Here is a 20,017-nt window from a genome sequence, read left to right on the forward strand (position 1 = left end):
CGGTTATCTGTGAAGAAAATGTTATCACTTCCCTTGTCCCATTAAAGCTAAGGTGATTTAATAACGCCGCTTAATTAAAAGTGATGCTGCTACAGAATGCTGTTGCTGTGGCCGATACTATGGATAGGCTTTTTATTAAGTGCGTAGAATGATAAGAATTGATACGTAAGTAGATTGGCTGTTTAACGAATTGACATAATAAAACTATAAAAGACAATGGTTGATACTTGCGATGGTGGCAAAGTAAACGCTGATTTATTACAGCGTATGTTTTGAAGTACCTAACAAGAATAAAAGGCCTGCTATATTTCTTACAGATTCGAGAGCAAATATATGCTCCTTCTTACGGTATGACTTAAACCCGGGATTATAACGAGTAGTTGGGGACTCTTATGAAACAGCAAACGCTTTTAGCAATATCGGCCTTAATGTTTTCTTCTTCTGTACTAGCCAATGGTGGCTTTGAACCGAACAAAAAAGAATGCGTTAATGTTGGCAAAGAAATCACGCGCGTTAGTACAGAGATGGATGTAGCAAAGTCTGGCATTCAGAAATCATGGCTTAAGCGTCAGCTCAGCGCATTAGAAACTAAACGAACGTCTTGCAGTACAAAAGGTTTTCAAGCTAATAGCACAGAGCTAGCAAAACTTTAAGATTAGTGTGTTTAGCAAAGAAAAAGTCTTACCTTGGTAGGGCTTTTTTTGTTTGAACGCTAGTAAAAATTAAACCGAATTAGCAAACCTAGTTACAGCGTTTATCAATATAAAAAATATTTCCGCGTCAAGATGGCAAAATCCATTCTGCCTCTTCTTCTATTTTGTCACTATACCGATTAACTCGTTTAGCGATGCAACAGTGTGATCGGGCATAAGCCCTAGCGGGTACATCATTTTACCCGCACGCTTAACGAATGTAGTTTGCATACCTGTCGCTTTAGCGCCACTCACATCCCATCCGTGTGCAGCCACCATCATGGCGTCTTTGTTCTTTACGTTAGCCTGCTGGCAGGCCCAGTGGTAAACAGCTGCATGGGGTTTGTAAGTGCGTATGCTTTCCACACTCAATACATGGGAAAAGTAAGTTCGAATATTGGCATATTCAAGCTGTGCATCAAGCCCTGCTTTTGAGGAGTTTGAAAGTGCGACCAAGGTTACGCCCGCACTTTGAAGCGCCTTTAATGTAGGAATAACATCCTCGTGCGCGGGCAGCCGGGTGATGTGCTGTTTGATTGTGTCTTTCGCCTTTGCTTTATCAAGCACGATCCCTTTTCCGTGCGCAACCATAGTCAGTGCTGCCGCCCCGATATCAATGAAATCGTGAAACTGCGACGACATAGTATCTACCAAGCTGTGATGTAACAAATTAGCGAACCACAAGTCTACTAGAGTCTCATCGCCATTTAATACCGCCGCTAAGCCAGTTTTAATGGCCTGCATGTCTAAGAGTGTTTCATTAATGTCGAAGAAAATTACCCTTGGCGTCACACTTCACCTCCCTTTTGTAGATGGCAGAAAACGGTATGCTTTGTTTTCCCTTGTTCGATGCTTATACCACTGTAAAACAGAATTGGTTTTACAGAAGCGAATTACGACTAATGTCGATGAATTAACGCTGATGGAATAAGAGCCGAAGATGTGGCTAAAAATAGGGTAACGATAGCGCCACAAAATGAGTCGACAAGAATATAAAGAACCGTGAATAACAAAAAGCCGGCACTTCAAAGAGCCGGCTTTATCTTTTTTAGGTATTGCGTGTTCGTTCTTAGAAGAATAAGTAAGAAACGCTTAGCTTCATACTGCGAGGCATAATGTAGCGGCCGTTTGGCGAATCTGGATTACGCGGGTCACCCTCGGTAATACCTTGTTCGTCGGTCAGGTTATCAACAGAGAACTGAAGGCGAAGTGAATCCGTTGGCTCTAGCGTTAGACCTACATCAACTTTCTCGTAGCCCTCTAGTACAACCGTGTTTTCATTGTTACCAAAGCGATCATCAACCGCTGATAATGTACCGTATACCGTGGCAAACATATCGCCGATGTCAAAGCCATAGCTTGGTGTTACACGTACCTGCCAACCCGGCTGGCGCTGAGCTTCATTACCTTCGTTTTCTGCGCTTTCTGTGATCTCGGTCTCTTGAATTGTCGCATTTACGCTGAGTGAGAAACCTGAATCGTGACTATAGCGACCGTCAAGCTCTAGGCCGTAAGCTTCGTTAGTAAGAATTTCAGCCGGCGCACCCGGACGGCGTACAAACGTATCGCCTTTTACTTCGTTAGCGAATGCCGTCGCAAAGAACTGAATGCTGTCATTCATGAACTTATAACCAAGTTCACTCTGAGTAACTTCTTTAATTAGGTCGTTACCACCAGTGTAAGCACCCCAGTTGTCTCTGAAGTCATCGAAGTAAGGCATTTTATAGCCTCGGTTCATACGAACAAATACACCGCTGGTGTCATTAAGCGCGTAGTTTGCGCCCACTGTCCACGACGTTTTGGTTTCGTCGTACTCAAGCGCTTTAGTTATTTTGCCGTCAAGATCTTCATCTACCGAATAGTTCACTTCGTGATTTTCACGGCGTAGCCCTAAGTCGATGCTCAAGTCTGTGGTGGCGTACCATGTACCGGTTGCATAAACTGCGAAGGTGCTTGCATCACCTACTGAGCTGATGTCGTAGTTAAATCCGCACCCTTGTGCGTCGGCGTTACACTTAATACCGTCTAGCAATTCACCGCCTGGCTGTAATACGTGGTAAGCCGTGTTACCAATGCTCCACCAGTCTTTGGCTTTTGTCGTTGCACTGTAAATCCCAAACGAGGTATCGAAGTCTTCCCAGCTTTTCGACACAGCAAGGTCGTTCGTGAAAGCTTCAATGTCTTTTAGTACAACCCAGCGTCCAATTTGTTGAATTGGAGTGTCGCCGTCATACACGGTTCCAGTTACAGCGCCGGTGGCTGACTCGCCATTGTCGGCAACGCTTGCAACGGTCGTTGCAGAACCGTTTGGTACAAGACCAAAGGTATTTGCTTTACCCTTGGTTAGGTTAAAGCGGTCAACAAGCTGCCAGTCGTTGCCTAAGTCAAGCTTGATGCTACCGCCACTAACGTGTCCGTCCCATCCACGACCTTCGCCAAAGTCGAAAGACTCAGCTGTGTCGTTAGGGCCGTAAGTAATGGTGCCTTGGCGATTCAACGGGCCTATTTGCGTGTAGTTGGCATCAATACCTTCAATGTTTAAAGGTGTAGGTAAGTACCAAGTACCGCGATCATCAGTTTGACGGGTATAAAGGTTAAGCTCGCCTTTATCGTATACTTTAGTGATGTTAACGGTGAACTGGTTACCCTGCTCAGAGTTAAAGCCCGCATCTCGAATACCTTCTGAGCTCTTAATGTAACCACCAACCATGTAGTACAAGTCGTCATCTAGCGCACCGCTCGCGACAACATCTACGCGGTTAAGACCGTAGTCAGAAATAGTGTACTTGGCTGATGCTTCTGTTGACTCACCACCACGCTTAAGACGGAAGTTAGTCGTAAGACCTGGTTGACCGTTGCTTACTACAGGGTTTGGACCACCGCGTAAACCTTCAACCATTTCAATTGTATCGTCTATACGAAACAGCTGGGAGTTTTCAAGGAAAGAAAGTGTAGGTGCAGGGTAAATAGGAGAATTTTCAAGCGCAATCGTTAAGAACGGGGCATCGCCACCACCTGGAAAACCACGCACAAATACGTTAGCGCCCGACTCACCGCCTGAGCTTTCAACCCAAACACCTGGAATGGCTTTAAACAGATCGGCTGTTGACTTAGGTGCGAGTTTTTCAATGTCGCTCGCATCGATATTCGTTACCGCGAAGCTTGCATCAATTTTTCTAATTCCTGCGCCGCCCGGCGTACCGCTGACAACAATGATCTCTGCGTTGTCTTTCGCTTGTTGTTTTACGTCTTCTTGTGCCATGGCAGGCTGCGTTAGTGCTACCGCTACTGCGCTCGCCAGCATTCCTTTTGTAAACAACGTTTTCATGGTGTGTGCTCCCGAAAATGTTCTATTGCGTTGTTAACTGAATGCGTTAAACAGGTTTAAAAATTGTTATACGCATCACGATTGCGAAACAAAATAGATCTGTTTGCAAACGATTGCAAGGATAAAATGCAATCGTTTGCAAATTTTTTGTTTATTGTTGTTAACATGGTTTTACGCTAAGGCGATTCGCGCTATATTGTCATTTCGGCTACAGTGCTGACGATTTATCCGGTTTTAGCCACTGCTTTACGCTTTTATTTCAAAGCGGCTGTCGCGGATAACAAGGTACAAAAAAATATTATTAGAGAATGGTCACATTGGTTTCTGAAACAAAACTCACCTTAGCGAAGTTGGCTGATATTGCAGGTGTATCAACATCTACTGCATCTCGGGCATTAAAAGATAATCCGCTTATCAAACAGGAAACCCGAAGCAGAATTCAGGCACTTGCTAAAGAGCATAACTTCAGTATTAACGCGGCTGCTAGCCGTTTAAGAACGCAGAAAACGCATGTGATTGCGGTAATCTTAAATCTAATCGATAACACCGAGCAAAGCACCACAGACCCATTCTTACTCAAGCTGGTGGGGGAGTTAAATCAGGCACTAAACGCCGAAGGCTATGAGCTACTGCTGTCTAATTCTTTTATGGCGTCGGATGACTGGGCGAATTATTTTATTCGCAGCCAGCGAGCCGACGGCATTATTGTTATAGGACAAGGTAAATCTACTGCTAAGATTGACCGAGCGGCACAATCGGGGATCCCCATTGTTGTATGGGGCGATGCGAAAACAGAAGCGCCGTATCCTATCATTGGCGGCGACAACTATCTTGGCGGCTATACGGCAACCCAGCATTTGCTAAGTCACGGCGCCAAACGCATCTTGTTCTTAGGTGACTCTGAGCACGCTGAAATGCAAGAACGTCACAGAGGGTATGCGCAGGCACATAAAGACGCTAACGTGCCAATAGATGCGCAGTGCACTTGCGCTATAGACATTACCTCTAGAGCGGCTTACCAATATATTAACGAGCGCATAAAAGCGAATGGCTTAGACTTCGACGGGATCGTATGCGTAAGCGACATGGTAGCGTTGGGCGCATTGAAAGCGCTTAAAGAGCGCTACGTTGGTATTCCAAGCGATGTTGGCATAGTGGGGTACGACGATATTTCACTTGCTGAGCTCATGCATCCTTCGTTAACAACAGTGCGTCAAAACACCCAGCAAGCGGCAAAAGAAATGGTGACTCAGCTATTAAATCAGTTTGAAAATAAACCGACAGAAAGTCAGGTAGTTGAAACCACATTAATAGCCCGTCGTTCTACACAGCACAGCGACTAATATTCTGCTTTTTTAACAGCTTTTTACTCACACACACTATTATTTAACGGGGAGTGTCGGTCGATTGTAAACATTCGTTAATGCTATTCAGAGTTTTGCAAACGTTTGCATTTTTATTTTCATGCGACTACACTCCTGCATAATTCAGTTAACAGAGTGGTTACACATGTCTCGATTCATGGTCATTGCAGCCATTGCCATAAGCTATTACGTATTTGCCATACTGCTAAACAGTGTGGGCACCGTTATCCTGCAATCGATCAATAGCTTCGACATCAGTAAGCCAGAGGCGAGTACACTAGAAGGTTTTAAAGACCTCTCTATCGCAATTGTCTCGTTCCTAGTGGCGAGTTTCATCCCAAGGGTTGGCTACAAACTTTCAATGCTACTTGGATTAGCATTAGTAGCCGTTGCCTGTGCGCTTACACCTTCTATCGCAAGCTTTTGGTTCATTAAAGTGTTGTTTGCCTGTATAGGTACCGCATTCGCGCTAGTGAAAGTGTCGGTTTACGCCATCATTGGTCAGTTGTCATCAACCACTAAAGCGCACTCATCGTTAATGAACACTATTGAAGGTATTTTCATGTTGGGCGTGTTATCTGGCTACTGGGTGTTCGCCGGGTTTATCGACCCCAATAACGACGCCTCATTATATTGGCTAAACGTCTACTACTTACTTGCCGCATTGGTTGGCTTTACCTTAATTGTTGTGGCACTAGCACCTATAAAACCAGTAGAGAAAGCACAATCAGACGGTCTGGCAAGTGAGTTCTTCAGTATGTTAAAGCTAGCCTACAAGCCTCTGGTGTTAGTGTTTATATTCTCTATCTTCTTGTACGTGTTAATAGAGCAGGGCATAGGTTCGTGGCTGCCAACCTTTAACAAAGAGGTGCTAGGCTTACCTACTCAAGTTAGCATTCAAATAACCAGTATTTTTGCTATCGCACTTGCCGTTGGGCGCTTAACCGCTGGCGCGGTGCTCACGCGAATGAATTGGTATCCCTTTTTGAATATCTGTTTGGCAGGTATGGCTACGGTAATGCTACTAAGTCTACCACTTGCCGAAAATGTGTCGGATAGTACCATTGCCAGCTGGGCTGATGCCCCAATAGCTGCGTTTCTCATTCCGCTAATTGGCTTGATGATGGCGCCTATCTACCCTGTATTAAACTCAGTAATGCTAAGCGCGTTGCCCCAACACCAACATGCACCGATGACAGGGCTAATTGTTGTATTTTCTGCATTAGGTGGAACCACAGGCTCAATTGTGACGGGGTTTATCTTCGACGCAGTGGGCGGGCAGCAAGCATTTTATCTATCTCTTATTCCGATAGGCGCATTAGTAGTAACCCTATTCTTCTTTAAAAAAGCGTCTTCTTCTCTATCGCCTAAAGGTGCGCAGTAATTATGAGTTCTTCTTCACACAACTGGCGAGACAGCTTGTCGTTTTTCGCCAGCGACCTGTTTAAGCAAGTGCAAATGGCACAGCTTTTTCCTGACAGCAAAACTTTTGCTGATGCTATTGTTAAAACAGATCTTAACACTGTATTAGTTGCATACGATAAGGCGTGTTTAGAGGCACAAGAAAGTGGTGAAACTGTCGATTTAGCCTCTTTTGTAAATAGCCATTTCGATATTCCAGAAATGATCAGCGCGACCTCGCAAACCAAGTTTGCAAACGTAGCCGACTATATCGAGCATATGTGGCAGGTGCTAACGCGCACTCCCGACACCGAACAGAAAGATAGCTTGATAGCCCTAACTCGCCCTTACATAGTACCGGGCGGACGTTTTCGTGAAATCTATTACTGGGATACATATTTTACCGCGCTTGGCTTAATTGACGCGGGGCGCACCGACATGGCAATAAACATGTTGGTGAATTTTGTAGATATTTTAAATGAAGTAGGCTGCATTCCTAACGGCAACCGCGCTTATTATTATTCTCGTAGTCAGCCTCCTATTTTGGCGTTATTTTATAACTTGCTCAAAGACGCACTAAGCGACCAGCAAAAAGAGTACGTTATTTGGGGCTTGAAGAAAGAATATCAGTTTTGGATGAATGGAGCGGGCGAGAGCGCATCGCAGAAAAGTGCGGCGCAACTTCGTACCGTTACCATGCCTTGTGGCGCAATACTCAACCGTTACTTCGACACCGAGCCAACGCCTCGCCCTGAGTCTTATCGAGAAGACATTGAAACAGCAGAGCACATTGGCGCAGATAAAAGTCAGTTCTACCAGCACGTTCGCGCGGCTTGCGAGTCGGGTTGGGACTTCAGCTCTCGCTGGCTTGCCAATCCAGATTCACTGGCAAGTATTCGTACTACCGAAATTATACCTGTAGATTTAAATGCTCTACTGGTAACGCTTGAGCAAACCCTGGCAAGCGTGACAAAAGGGGTCGAGCAAGCTCGCTTTAACACAGCCGCTACGGCGCGAATTAATGCAATAAACACCTATTTGTTTAACGCTGAAAAGGCAGGCTATTTTGACTATCACTTCCCCACACAGACTCAAACCAATGTTGTGTCAGCGGCTATGTGTGTGCCGTTGTTTGTCGGTATCGCCAATGACCAACAAGCGGAAGGGGTACGCGCAATTGTAATGAATACCTTGCTTAAACAAGGCGGAGTGATAACCACTTCCAACACTACATCGCAACAGTGGGATGCACCAAATGGCTGGGCACCGCTTCAACTGTTTGCCGTAGAAGGGCTGCGCAACTATGGGTTTGAAATGCAGGCTCAAACTATCATGCTACGCTTTTGCAAAACCATTGAAAATCACTTCGCAACAAGCGGCGTGCTGCTAGAAAAGTACAATGTGTGTGACCCGGAAATAAAAGCAGGTGGCGGTGAATACGACGTTCAGCTAGGCTTCGGGTGGACCAATGGGGTGTATACCCGCTTTCAATCGTATCTGAACCAATAGTAAAAGTTCGGCTAAAACAAAAAACGCGCGGTACCGTATAAACGGCCTGCGCGTTTTTTGTTGAGTAAGTATTAATTGCTGTCGGTTCGGTTACCCATATCAATCGACATGGCAATATCATCAAGTATGTCGTTTAGCCCAGTAATTTTTTCGTTGGCAATAAATACGCTCATTTGGGACTCAACCACAATATGCTCAGAAGACGCTTCATTTTCAAAAGTATTATCTAGCGCATTCTGTACGCGGTCGAAGAACTGCCTTGCACTTCGCTCTTCAATATTGTGAAGGCATAGAATGAACTGCTCAGTACCAAATCGCCCTAAAATATCGTTACCGCGAGTTACGTTTTGAAGGGTTTGTGCGATTTGCCTCAGTACTTTGTCACTCTGGGTTGAGCCCATTTTGCGCGTTATATCGCGCAAATTACTTATGTCGAAAATAGCGATAGCTATCGCTCTGCCCTTTTTCGGCGCATCGAGTTTATTAATGCGCGCAATGGCCGAATTTGCATTGAGTAGTTGCGTTACAGGGTCTATGGCTTTGCGGGCCAAGTGCTTTCTGCGTAATACATAGCCGGTGATACTGCCTAGTAATAGGAAAATGATAACGGCCATGTACAAGGTATTTTTGCGACGCTGCTCCGCTTGCTCAATTGCAGATTCTAAGTCATAAATGCGGGTGTACAAATTGGCTGCGCCAATAATGAGTGCCGAATCTTGTGTTAATTCACGTCGTTTTGTGACTTCTTTGGAGTAAACCTCAAGAGCCGCCTTAGCGCGCTCCATGTTGTCTAACGCCATATACATGGCAACATTAAAGCTTAAGTAATCTAAGTTGGATTGAAACACGCGAGGTATAGCTGCAGTGTTAGTAGACTCAACCTCTGCTAAATATTCTTCAATACAATTCAGTTCATTCTCGTGTAAACAGAGTTCGGCTTTATGCCAGGCAACTAGCATCTCTCCAAGCGAGCTTGATATGTTCGCTGTAGCCTTTTCTAGATCGGGAAGTGTATACGCCAAGCTACTGTAGTCTTTGGTTTTCCTGTGATAGATAGACAATGCGTACTGGTACAAAAAGTTAGTCAGTGGGGTGTCTATTTCGCTATTAAGGGTACCCAGCTCTAGAATGCTTTGATAAGCCCTTTCAGTTTGCCCACTACTTATCAATGACACAATTGCACTAATTATAATGCTTACTTTATTACTGCCTTTGTAAACTTGAAGCCCCATTTCATGCGCTTTTAAATACTGCTCTGCAGCCAAAGCGTGTTGTTCTAAGCTGCCGTAAAGTAAACCAATCGCATTATGTATATGCGCTAGCTCCCCCGGACTTCCGTTATCAGAATAGCGTTTGAGAACACCAAACATTTTGCCTAGCCGAATGCCCGGCTCTGTTGAATCAGAGCAGTAGTTTATAAGCCCTAATGAAGAACTTGTGTAGATGTCGCTGTGACGCTCTGGTGATGACAGTGCCTGAGCTTGTTGGTAATACTTACATCGAGCGGGGTTTTCCCTAGCGTCATAAGAAAAGCCAATTTGATAAATAGCAGAAGCAAATGCGTATGAACCTCGGTCGATATCATTTTGCATAATAGCCTTGAGCAAGAGGCTTTCTGCTTCTTCATACTTGCCCCGACAAATTAAAAATTGCCCTTTTGCAACGGTCAACGCGAAGTGCTGCTGTTTTGAAATAGACTCAAGAGCAAGCGCATCTTCGAGTTCAGGAAGTAAGGATTGGCTTGGGCAGTCGTAAGAAGGTGAGCGTACTTTTTCAATAACAGCATCAACGCCTTCGTTTGCCAACGAAGTAAAAGAGGCTAGCAAGAAGCCCGCAAACGAAATTACAGTTAAAAACAGTTTTTGAGCCATGAGAATAAATTTTTCTTCTTATCTACATTCTTTATTCGGCGGAAAATCAATGGTTTTGCGCATTAATAGTAATGGCTGTTGATATCCTAACCTATATATGGTTTAAGTAAAAACAGTAGATAGAATTTGGTTGTTTTTTCAATTTATTAATGTGCTGGCGAGCCAAAGCTAACCAATATAGCGACGCCTACTAGGGCAACAGCAGACCACGCAATGGTGGCTTTAGTAGCGCGCTCACCCAATATCCAGGCTACGCCCAAAGACATCAGTGCGCTAGTAGCGATAAGGGTTTGAACCACGGCCGCTTTAGCGTATGCAAACGCAAACATTTGTAAATAAATAGCCGCAGTAGTGCCAAGTAGGGTGGCTAAAACAAAAGCGGGCCAAATGCGTTTACCATTGACACTTTGATAGTCGATAACAGGCATATAGCGGGTTCTTGTAAAGGCTATAAGCGGCACTACAAATATCATTCCGCCCACTAGGCGCAAAAACGTGGCGCTGGCGGCATCGATTTCGCCAGCACTTAAAATGTCGCGGCTGACTACCGCGCCAACAGCTTGGCACAGTGCTGCGCCTACGCCGTATAAGTAACCGCTGGTAGCAAACACATGAGTAGTGCTGCGTTTGCGCGCTTTAATAACCATATCAACAGAAAATAAAACCACCGCGACGCCAACCCACTGCTGCCAGGTAATCCATTCCCCAATAAAAGCCATCGCAAAAAGCGCAGTGAAAAGCGGTGCCAGCGTTTCAGCAACCAGTACCGCTTGGCTATCGCCAATGCTCTGTAGAGCTTTAAAGAAGCAGGTGTCGCCAATACCTATACCAATAAGCCCGCTAAGTAATAGCCACAAAACAGCATGAGTGCTAAGCCCCGTTGGCTCAACCACTACTAAAACCACTGCCAAAATGGCAATAGAAATAAGCCCCTTCCAAAAGTTCATGGTAAGTGGCGAAAACGCGTTACCGGTACCTCGGAATAAACGTGCAGCAATGGCCCAACAAAGCGCTGTACCTAGCGCAGCAAAAACACCCATAAATTACCTTTGAAAAAAGCTTGAAGAAGAGCAAACGTACTAAAAAGTGCGGCTATGCTAATGCAAGGTGCAATTTGGGTAAACTTAAATCATGGTGTGATTTTTAGTGATAAATTCAGTGCCTTAAGTAAACGTAACAGAATGTTGGGCGTAATCATGTCATCATTCATACTATGTGGTTAAAAAGCTGTAGTGGTAACCTGCGCCCTAGATGGTATTGGGGTAGTGCAGGTAACTAAAATGAAGTGAAAGGGCAAAAAGGCGTGAACATTAAGCAACTAAATTTAAGCGGTATTAAAGGCGTAATATTTGATTTAGACGGTACTTTGGTAGAGTCGAGCCTAGATTTCACAAAGATGCGTATAGATGTTGGTTGCCCGCAAGACCAAGATATTTTGACCTATGTAGATGCTATTGCGTGTAATGAAACAAAAGCTAATGCCCACAATGCAATTTTGCAGCACGAATTAGACGATGCGCAAAACGCCAAGTGGTTACCCATTGGTAAAGCCATGGTAGAAAAAGTGCAGGCCCATAATTTGCCCATGGCAATAGTTACCCGAAACTGCCGCCAAGCCACCGCAATTAAAGTAGCCAACAACAACATTCCCATCGATTATGTACTTACCCGTGAAGATGCCCCAGCCAAGCCAGACCCAACCGCATTATTAATGGTAGCGAATACATGGCAGCTTCAACCGGAAGACTGCCTGTATGTAGGCGACTTTATTTATGACCAGCAAGCCGCCGAGAATGCAGGGATGAAGTGGTTTTTGGTTTAGCGTTATTTATCTATTTCTGGTTTCTTTGGTTTTATAGGACCAATTGGAAGAATAGTGTATAAATCAACTAAAGCTAAAATATAAGTTCCACCATATACTTTAGTATACTCTTCCTCTGTAAGTACTTGAATGTTCTTTTTTTGTTCGGTATTCATGTGAGTTCCTTCTTATTTAAAGATTTAAGCTCGACGAGCTTAACCACATTAATGATTGAACAGGGATGTAAGGTATGCTTGCTGAGACGCGTTTCCAAAAGCGTTATAAATTAAATGCGTGTGTCTCAATAGTTCTGTTTTACTTCCTCCTTTTTTCAAAATTGAGCCATGCAATTGGCATTAATCTCGAAGGTGTCAATTCTTTCGCTGGCGTTCCTGCGGGCACCATACGAGATCTTGAAATACGAGGTGATATTTTATACGTCGCTTCGGAAAATGGTGTATTCGAAGTAGTTGGTAGTGAATCGCACAAACTAGAATTTAATACTTTTAATAGTGCTACTGGCATTATCTCAGATATCCATTTGGTGGGATCTGACCTGTGGATTGTCGAGTACGGTGTTGGGATTTTCAAAGTTGACCTTGAGAGCAGAGTCGCGAAACCTTTCCTTTTTGAAGAAGAGTGGTCTAAATCTGTTTGGGCTATCAAGGATACCGCAACACATTTTTACTTTTCTGTGATCGATGATGTCATTTCAGTTGAAAAGCGAACTAAAAGTGTTGCGAAACTTAGTGCGCATCTAAACTTCTTTAACTTAAGTAGTGCTTACTCACTTCATGCAACAAAAGAGCGCATTTATATTGCAGCAGGCAAAGGCTATGTGAAGGCATCCGAAGATTTTTCGGAGGTTGAATTGTATAAATTTAGCGAGCACCTGCCTCTTATAACTAGTGGAACGTTTATTAAGGAAATAGATAACAAGCTCTATATTGGAGGACCTGAAGGATTATACATCGTTGGCGATAACAAGCTTTTCGTCCCGCTTGAGGGAATTAACGGTACCTATGTCCACGATGTACTTAAAGCGAACACTGGGGAGATCTGGGTTTCTGACGGGCGCCTCTTATCACTGACGGACGATGAGCTATCAAAGCCATTGTTTATGAATCCTATTCTCACATCTGAGTCTATAAGGACGGTCACTAAACTCGCTAATGGACCCAGTGGCTCTCTCCTTGTCGCATCATCGCAACTGGGGTTGCTGTCTTTACCTAAGACAATGTTAGCAACGAATTTATTGTCAATCGACGATGTCGTTTTAAGGAAAAACATTCATACATCATCTGTTCGAGGTTCTGAGACGTTGGTGCGGACGGAAAAAGGAGTATTTAAATTAAATGAAAGCACTGGGGAGCTACTAGTTGATCAGCTATCGTCAACGAACGATTCTCTCTGCACCTCTTGGCAAGAAACGCTTTTTACGAAACTAATAAACAAAGACTATGATGCAGTTTGTAGCAGTGAATATTCTCATTTTATTGATGTAGACAAAGATGCGTTTTACTTCTATTTCTACGATGGAAAAAAGGCCAGTTACTTTTATGTCAAAGAGAGCAAAATCCAAGACATTATTCAAGCACCACGAGGCGTTTTGCAAAGTACATTGCTCTCCGGAGGTGAGCTCGCTGCTTTTGATGAATATGACAACGTTCATTTTCAACTGTCTAAATTTAATTGGCGAACAATTACAGCCAGTGAGGGGAGCTGGTTTGGGCTTCAATGTCTGATTGAGCTCGACGATAGCTACTTGGTATGCACTTCTGGGGCTGGATTAAAAGTGATTGATAAAAGCTCAGGCTCCGTGAGTTCATCATCTATCTTGGGCAATGAGAAGCTCAGATTCATACGTGGCGCTATGATGAGTAAAAATCGCAACCTTTGGGTCGCTTCAAACATGGGGCTTTTTCTTAAACTTCATGAAAGTGGGGAGGTCTTTAAGCTCGGAACGCGATTCGGTATTTTAGACACTGACTTCGAATATAAAAGTTTTGAGCAGCTACGCGAAAAAATTCTGTTGAAGGGGGATAAATATAGCTACTTAGTAGATGAAGCTATATTGATAGATAGTTTGCAAAAGTCAGCTAATAGTCGATCGTCAGTTGTACTTTCGAATGTAAAGTGGATTGAGAATTCTGCAGAGCATGTTACCTATTTTCCAGAATCTTTAGAGTTTAAATTTGATAGCAGTTTTGAAGGAGCCACATTTAACTTTGTTATCAATGGTGATAAATGGGAAGAAGAAACAATAGAATTCTATCTAGATGACGGTGATTGGATATCCCACAATAAACCAGTGTTAAATCTTTCCTTAAGTGACCTCGATACGGGCTCTCACAATCTCTACCTGCGAACAACCTCTCCATCAAATGCTACACAAAGCATGATAATTTCATTTGAAATAGCACCACCATTTTGGGCTTCCTCGACCGCTTTTCTTATCTATGCGTTAATAGTATTTCTTTTTTGGTTGCTATGGAAAGTTGGCCTAATTACTAAATTTATGGACCATTTTCGAACAACAACACTTTACACCTACCTTACTCGGTATGAAATCACCGATGGCCATTCTAAATTCGAAAAAATGTTGCGTAGTAAAGAGCGCTTCATTAACGAAATTATGCAAGAGCTTCGTACGCCTATCCAACTCATCAACGGATCTCTAGAAAAAGTCTCTGATACAGCTAAAGGAGCAAGCAAGGAATTAATTTGTGTACAGGACAATATGAAAAGAGTAGAGCATTTAATTAACCAAATGAGCCAGGATGTCCCTACAGCCTTGAACGCAGCAGATTACTACAAACTATATTCGCTAGAAAATATTCGATTTATCGTTTTATCTCTAGAGCCTTTAGCTAAACAAAAAAGGCAGAATTTAGAGGTTCGAATTAAGGGTAAGAAAGAGGTGTCGCTGATTAGCGATAGCTTAGAAAAAATTCTTGTTAACTTGGTACAAAACGCAATTAAATTCACACCAGAGCTTGGAACGATAAAAGTTGCTGCCGTACAAGATAGCAAGGAACTGAAGATTACCATTACGGATGATGGTGAAGGTATTGACGAACATCTTCACCAAAAGGTATTCGAGAGATTTGAAAAAGGAAATACCGATAAAGAGGGCAGCGGCGTTGGTTTGGCAATGGTCAAGTCATTGGTGGAATTGAACCAAGGTGAGATTAACCTTGAGAGCCAAAAGGGTATAGGTACGAAAGTTACAGTAACACTCCCCATGGATGACGTAGAATTTGTAAATTCACATGCTGAAGACTTGTCCCCAGCGCATGCAAAAACAAATAGGAAATCACTCTTAATCGTTGACGATAGCAGAGCATTCCGGACTTATCTTTTTGATCTATTCTCTAAGAAATATAGATGTTTGGTCGCAAGGAACGGGGTTCAGGCTCTGGAGGTCATGCAGCACTATTTAGTCGATTTAGTCATTACCGATCAAATGATGAATGAAATGAATGGGCTTGCGCTGACTAAAGCCATTCGTAGTAACAATAGCTACGCTCATATTCCTATCCTAATGCTAACCGCAGAAACCGGAACTGGTCTAGAGAAATTAGCGCTAGAAGAAAAAGTGGATTATTTCTTGTCTAAACCCGCTTCTAACCAAGAAATTACCCTGCGTGTCGAACATTTGCTAGCCCTGAGAAAGGCCAACGAAAACGAAGACAAAGAAAATGATCGGCCTGTATTTAAATATGGATGCCTGAAAATTCCTGAGTTCAATAATGAAAAAGATATGGCGTTCTATCTTAACTTTATCGCGGTACTGGAAAAAAACTACCACGATGAATCTTTCAATAGAGAGCAGGCCGCAGCGGAATTACTTATCAGCGCGCGAAGTTTAAATCGAAGAATGTCTGAGTTGTTTGAATACAACTTTAGCGAGTTCCTGTCACGTTTTAGAATCGAGAAGTCCATTCCACTATTGTTGGAAGGAAACAGTATTCTAGATACCTGCTTAGACGTGGGCTTTGGCACAGCCGCTTACTTTTCGACATCTTTTAAGAAGGTCATGCTCCTACCGCCAAAGAAATTCGTAGAGCAGTACAACGAAACTGTAGCTTAGAGCTTGACCCTAACGTCTAACAGGCCTTTATAAATATTTACGTCTCTCCGCCAAAAAGCCAATCAATAGAAACGACGCCACATAGCCTGCACCTTGGTACTGCCAGGGCAAGTAGGCTAGGGTGTGTTTTAAGAACGGTGCGCCGTACAAGGTTAGTGCACCATAGCCAAAAGCACACAGCACTACAAACAAGCTAACGCGAATGGTGAAATGGTAAGGTGCAAGTATGCGTTTTACATAGCCGTTAATCAGGTCGCCGTACACCACTAAAATAGTGGCCATAAGCATAATGCTCATTTCGTTGTAATAGGGGCTTAATGCGCGAGAAAGGGCACTGAAAAGTTCACTCATAAAATGACTACTATTATGACGTTCTTACTGTGTGCCCATTATAACCACGGCAAGGGCAAAAGCGTTAGCTAACGCCTTTATTTAGTGCGCTTACTGCTTTAAAACCTTGCTCGATAGTGGCAATGCGGTCGGTGGTTTGATCACGCTCTACAAATTTGTGTTCAATGCCTGCTAGTCTGCCGTGTGCGAATATCTCTTTAAAGTTAATGGTGCCTGTGCCCACATCAGCAAAGCTGCCGTCTTCAGCCATATCTTTAACATGCCAAAGCTTGAAGCGGCCTGGGTACTGCTTGAAGTAATCAACCGGGTTTTTACCCGCTTTTACCGTCCAGTATAAATCAAGCTCCATGGCAACCAGGTTTGGGTCGGTCTGGGTTATAAGCACATCTAATGGCGTCTTGCCGTCGCGTACTTCAAACTCAAAATCGTGGTTGTGGTAGGCAAGGGTAATACCCTCTTTTTTACAGGCTTCACCAATGGTATTAAGTTTATCGGCTAGGGCTTGATAAGGCGCTATACCCTTACCACGCTGCGCTTCGCTAAGCCAAGGCACTACTAAATACTTGTGACCAACCGTTTGCGCGTCATCTAAAATTTGTTGCAAATTAGTGTCAAAGGCATCTAGTTGAATATGAGCCGACGGTGCAGTAAGGCCATTTTCATCAAGCAGCTGCTTAATTTCTTTGGCGCTGTGGCCAAAATAGCCCGCAAACTCCATTTCCGAATAACCTACGTCGGCGGCCAGCTTAAGAGTTGCAGGCACGCTTACCTTCATAATATCTCTAAGGGTATAAAGCTGCAGTCCAACTGCACTGCTATGCATGCCATTCATCATCCTTCCTTTTTCATCACTGTGATTGTGCGCCAAAACAGTAGGAGCGCTCATAGCCGCTAACAAGCCAGACGAAAGTTTGATGAACTGTCGTCGTGAAACAGCAGAGCCAATTTTGCTGGCTGCGTCCGATGTTGCGTTTTTACTTAAGTTTTCTTTACTTAAATTCACTGCTTACTCCTTTACTGTCGTGGTACATAGGTGATGGTGCTAAGTGATAGCCGATTAACTCGAAGCTTCGCCCGTGCTCTCACGCACTATTAGTTCAAAGGGCATAATAACCTTCGGCGCCTTGCGAATTTTTCCGTTAAGTAAATCAACCAACAGTGTAACCGCTGTTCTGCCAAACTCTTCGGCTGGTTGAGCTATGGTAGTAAGCGGTGGGTCAACAAAAGCAGAAAATGCGATGTCGTCGAACCCCGCCACGGAAATATCTTTAGGTATGTTTAAGTTGGCTTGCTTGAATGCCTGCATGGCACCAATAGCCGTTTCATCGTTTTCACAGAAAACCGCTGTTGGTCTATTATGAAGGGCTGCTATATGTACCCCGGCGTTATAACCTGCATGCAGGGTAAAATCTCCGGGAAATAATAACTTTTCATCAAAAGCGATATTAGCGTTAGCCAATGCATCTTTATAACCGGCTAAACGTTCTTGCGTAAGTGGGCTGGAGTCCGGCCCTTTGACCATGGCGATGCGGCTATGCCCTTTACCGATCAAGTGCTCTGTCATTGCTCTGGCCGCGGCCCGGTTGTCTAACGACACAACGGGATATTGCCCGTCGTCGATAACCTCACAGGCGTTAACCATAGGCAGTAACCCGTGATCGTTAATCATGGAAACATCAAGCGGATTGTTTGCACGAAGTTGAATAAGACCGTCCGCTTGAGAGGTGCTGACCATCTTGGCGTAATGGCTTTCAATGTCGCTGTTACCAAGGGTGTTAGCTAATAAAATGGAATAGCCCAATTCAGCTGCGGCTTCCTGCATGCCGCTTATCACGCGGGCAAAAAATACATTAGCAACCGTGGGCACAAGCACCACTAGGTTATGTGTCTTTCCCGAGCGAAACTTTACCGCCATTAAATTGGGTTTATACCCAACCGCTTGTACCGCGGCCATTACCTTGTTGCGCGTTTTTGGTGAAACGCGCTCGGGCTGCTGCAATGTTCTTGAAACGGTCGCCACCGACACGCCCGCGTTATCTGCTACATCTCTTATATTAGCCATTCGTGTTTTTGTTTTTTAGTGCTGCTTTCATCGCATTGTAAACCTAACTCACTGAAACCGTGCTTTTAGTTACTATTCATGAGTGTTGAAAAAGGGAATAGTAATATGTAACCGTTTTCATTTCATAAAAGAATACTCGCTTAAAAAGAAACGTCAAAGGGTATTTGTATGTTATTTGTAAATATTAATAGCATTTTAGCGTTGGTTTATAGGCACTGTAATCCCGTTAACCGTCTATTTCTGTTTGCTTTCCACGCCGAATGTAAACTTTAGATTAATGAAATGATTATTTTATGGTTGACCATTAAAATGTAACGGGTTACATTTTTGTGTATTGATCACATCAACCGTGCGTCTGCGCACAGAGGATCTGCTATGAAACCAATTCGAATGGGTATGATCGGTGGCGGAGAGGGGGCGTTCATCGGTGCTGTGCATCGCCACGCCGCTATGTTAGATGGGAACTATCAGCTGGTATGTGGCGCATTTAGTCGCAATGAGGAAAATAATTTGCGCACTGCCTCGTCATTGAACGTACCCACTTCCCGCTCATACGCCAGTTGGCAAACTATGCTTGAAGAAGAGGCCAAGCTGCCAGAGCAGCAGCGCATGCAGGTTGTGGTTATCGTAACGCCTAATCACCTTCATGTTCCCATTTCAATTGCCGCTATTAAAGCGGGCTTCCATGTGTTCTGTGAAAAACCAGCAGGGGTTAGCTTTGCTGAAGTAAAAGAACTGCAAGACGTTGTACACGCTAGTGAGTCTTTATACGGCTTAGCCCACACCTACCTTGGCTACCCTATGGTATGGCAAGCTCGCCATCTCGTTGAAAGCGGTATGCTGGGTAAAATTCGAAAAGTCTATGTTGAGTATCCGCAAGGCTGGCTGTCTGGTGAAGAAGAAACGCACAACAAACAAGCGCAGTGGCGTACCGACCCAGCCATTTCTGGGGCAACAGGCGCAATGGGCGATATCGGTACTCATGCATTTGGGTTGGTTGAGTTTGTATTAAACGACAGTGTTACATCGCTATGTGGAGAACTAAATACCCATGTTGAAGGACGTCGATTAGATGACGACGGCGCTGCGCTTATTAAAACTAAAAAGGGGGCGTCGGGTGTGCTGATTGCCTCGCAGGTTTGTGCTGGTGAAGAAAACGCATTGAAGATCCGCGTCTATGGTGACAAAGGTGGCTTGGAGTGGCGTCAAATGGAGCCAAACTCTGTTATTTATCGCCCCGTCGACGCGCCTTATCAAGTGTTTAGAGCGGGCCAAGGTCAAGTTGGGCTATGTGATGAGGCATCTGCACGTTGTCGTGTTCCAGCTGGTCATCCAGAGGGCTACTTAGAAGCTATGGCAAACTTGTATACCGACTTTGCGAAAGCAGTGCGTGCTAATCAAAAAGGTAAAGCCGAGGGCGTACCGGGAATAAATTCAGGCATACGCGGCATGGTGTTTATTGATGCCATGCTCGCCAGTACTGACAGCGACACCAAGTGGGAGTCGGTCAGTCAGGAAGGAACGCAGTAATGAAACTACAACTTA

Annotated in this window: 15 protein-coding genes; 7 read left to right on the forward strand and 8 right to left on the reverse strand. The window is 44.1% G+C overall.

Annotated features, from left to right (window positions below):
• The first annotated feature begins 392 nt into the window (after positions 1–392).
• Entirely contained in the window at positions 393–653 is a 261-nt protein-coding gene (locus C6Y39_RS03815; RefSeq protein ID WP_105929989.1) for a hypothetical protein, read from the forward strand.
• A gap of 159 nt (positions 654–812) precedes the next feature.
• Here the strand turns inward: C6Y39_RS03815 and C6Y39_RS03820 are convergent, their stop codons facing one another.
• Positions 813–1,484: a haloacid dehalogenase type II gene (locus C6Y39_RS03820; protein ID WP_105929990.1), complete on the reverse strand. Its 672-nt coding sequence runs from the start codon at positions 1,482–1,484 to the stop codon at positions 813–815.
• A 277-nt stretch (positions 1,485–1,761) separates the two neighbouring features.
• Positions 1,762–4,020, reverse strand: a complete 2,259-nt coding sequence (locus C6Y39_RS03825; protein WP_105929991.1) for a TonB-dependent receptor — start codon at positions 4,018–4,020, stop codon at positions 1,762–1,764.
• A 308-nt stretch (positions 4,021–4,328) separates the two neighbouring features.
• Here C6Y39_RS03825 and C6Y39_RS03830 point away from each other — a divergent pair, with 308 nt between their 5' ends.
• From C6Y39_RS03830 to C6Y39_RS03840, 3 genes are all read left to right on the forward strand, one after another.
• Entirely contained in the window at positions 4,329–5,363 is a 1,035-nt protein-coding gene (locus C6Y39_RS03830) for a LacI family DNA-binding transcriptional regulator (protein WP_105929992.1), read from the forward strand.
• 166 nt (positions 5,364–5,529) lie between these two features.
• On the forward strand, positions 5,530–6,768 hold the full coding sequence (locus C6Y39_RS03835) for an MFS transporter (protein ID WP_240618804.1): 1,239 nt from the start codon (positions 5,530–5,532) through the stop codon (positions 6,766–6,768).
• Positions 6,769–6,770: 2 nt separating this feature from the next.
• Positions 6,771–8,294 (forward strand): trehalase family glycosidase, encoded by a 1,524-nt coding sequence (locus C6Y39_RS03840; protein ID WP_105929994.1) that lies wholly within the window; start codon positions 6,771–6,773, stop codon positions 8,292–8,294.
• A 71-nt stretch (positions 8,295–8,365) separates the two neighbouring features.
• Here the strand turns inward: C6Y39_RS03840 and C6Y39_RS03845 are convergent, their stop codons facing one another.
• Together C6Y39_RS03845 and C6Y39_RS03850 are read right to left on the reverse strand one after the other, a co-directional pair.
• Positions 8,366–10,165, reverse strand: coding sequence for a GGDEF domain-containing protein (locus C6Y39_RS03845; protein WP_105929995.1), 1,800 nt, complete (start codon positions 10,163–10,165; stop codon positions 8,366–8,368).
• Between the two features lie 146 nt (positions 10,166–10,311).
• Positions 10,312–11,205, reverse strand: a complete 894-nt coding sequence (locus C6Y39_RS03850) for a DMT family transporter (RefSeq protein WP_105929996.1) — start codon at positions 11,203–11,205, stop codon at positions 10,312–10,314.
• Positions 11,206–11,468: 263 nt separating this feature from the next.
• Between C6Y39_RS03850 and C6Y39_RS03855 the strand changes: the two genes are divergently transcribed.
• A complete protein-coding gene (locus C6Y39_RS03855) occupies positions 11,469–11,987 on the forward strand; it encodes an HAD family hydrolase (protein WP_105930025.1) in 519 nt (172 codons plus the stop codon).
• Positions 11,988–11,989: 2 nt separating this feature from the next.
• Here the strand turns inward: C6Y39_RS03855 and C6Y39_RS18715 are convergent, their stop codons facing one another.
• Positions 11,990–12,142: a hypothetical protein gene (locus C6Y39_RS18715; RefSeq protein ID WP_167390614.1), complete on the reverse strand. Its 153-nt coding sequence runs from the start codon at positions 12,140–12,142 to the stop codon at positions 11,990–11,992.
• Positions 12,143–12,216: 74 nt separating this feature from the next.
• Here C6Y39_RS18715 and C6Y39_RS03860 point away from each other — a divergent pair, with 74 nt between their 5' ends.
• Positions 12,217–16,059 (forward strand): hybrid sensor histidine kinase/response regulator transcription factor, encoded by a 3,843-nt coding sequence (locus C6Y39_RS03860; protein ID WP_105929997.1) that lies wholly within the window; start codon positions 12,217–12,219, stop codon positions 16,057–16,059.
• Positions 16,060–16,086: 27 nt separating this feature from the next.
• On the opposite strand, the gene C6Y39_RS03865 is transcribed toward C6Y39_RS03860, so the two are convergent.
• From C6Y39_RS03865 to C6Y39_RS03875, 3 genes are all read right to left on the reverse strand, one after another.
• Positions 16,087–16,410, reverse strand: a complete 324-nt coding sequence (locus tag C6Y39_RS03865) for a DUF3392 family protein (RefSeq protein WP_105929998.1) — start codon at positions 16,408–16,410, stop codon at positions 16,087–16,089.
• 64 nt (positions 16,411–16,474) lie between these two features.
• Positions 16,475–17,413 (reverse strand): sugar phosphate isomerase/epimerase family protein, encoded by a 939-nt coding sequence (locus tag C6Y39_RS03870; protein ID WP_105929999.1) that lies wholly within the window; start codon positions 17,411–17,413, stop codon positions 16,475–16,477.
• 54 nt (positions 17,414–17,467) lie between these two features.
• The gene (locus C6Y39_RS03875) at positions 17,468–18,472 is read right to left on the reverse strand and encodes a LacI family DNA-binding transcriptional regulator (RefSeq protein ID WP_105930000.1); all 1,005 of its coding nucleotides are present in this window, start codon (positions 18,470–18,472) and stop codon (positions 17,468–17,470) included.
• Positions 18,473–18,847: 375 nt separating this feature from the next.
• Between C6Y39_RS03875 and C6Y39_RS03880 the strand changes: the two genes are divergently transcribed.
• Complete coding sequence (locus C6Y39_RS03880) at positions 18,848–20,002, forward strand: Gfo/Idh/MocA family protein (RefSeq protein WP_105930001.1); 1,155 nt, start codon at positions 18,848–18,850, stop codon at positions 20,000–20,002.
• The last annotated feature ends 15 nt before the right edge of the window (positions 20,003–20,017 follow it).

The sequence above is a fragment of the Alteromonas gracilis genome, assembly GCF_002993325.1.
Classification (GTDB): domain Bacteria; phylum Pseudomonadota; class Gammaproteobacteria; order Enterobacterales; family Alteromonadaceae; genus Alteromonas; species Alteromonas gracilis.

Coding starts and splice junctions, on each gene's coding strand:
- C6Y39_RS03815 (WP_105929989.1), top strand. CDS start 393: ATGAAACAGCAAACGCTTTTAGCAATATCGGCCTTAATGTTTTCTTCT.
- C6Y39_RS03825 (WP_105929991.1), bottom strand. CDS start 4,020: ATGAAAACGTTGTTTACAAAAGGAATGCTGGCGAGCGCAGTAGCGGTA.
- C6Y39_RS03830 (WP_105929992.1), top strand. CDS start 4,329: ATGGTCACATTGGTTTCTGAAACAAAACTCACCTTAGCGAAGTTGGCT.
- C6Y39_RS03835 (WP_240618804.1), top strand. CDS start 5,530: ATGTCTCGATTCATGGTCATTGCAGCCATTGCCATAAGCTATTACGTA.
- C6Y39_RS03840 (WP_105929994.1), top strand. CDS start 6,771: ATGAGTTCTTCTTCACACAACTGGCGAGACAGCTTGTCGTTTTTCGCC.
- C6Y39_RS03845 (WP_105929995.1), bottom strand. CDS start 10,165: ATGGCTCAAAAACTGTTTTTAACTGTAATTTCGTTTGCGGGCTTCTTG.
- C6Y39_RS03850 (WP_105929996.1), bottom strand. CDS start 11,205: ATGGGTGTTTTTGCTGCGCTAGGTACAGCGCTTTGTTGGGCCATTGCT.
- C6Y39_RS18715 (WP_167390614.1), bottom strand. CDS start 12,142: ATGAATACCGAACAAAAAAAGAACATTCAAGTACTTACAGAGGAAGAG.
- C6Y39_RS03860 (WP_105929997.1), top strand. CDS start 12,217: ATGCTTGCTGAGACGCGTTTCCAAAAGCGTTATAAATTAAATGCGTGT.
- C6Y39_RS03865 (WP_105929998.1), bottom strand. CDS start 16,410: ATGAGTGAACTTTTCAGTGCCCTTTCTCGCGCATTAAGCCCCTATTAC.
- C6Y39_RS03875 (WP_105930000.1), bottom strand. CDS start 18,472: ATGGCTAATATAAGAGATGTAGCAGATAACGCGGGCGTGTCGGTGGCG.
- C6Y39_RS03880 (WP_105930001.1), top strand. CDS start 18,848: ATGAAACCAATTCGAATGGGTATGATCGGTGGCGGAGAGGGGGCGTTC.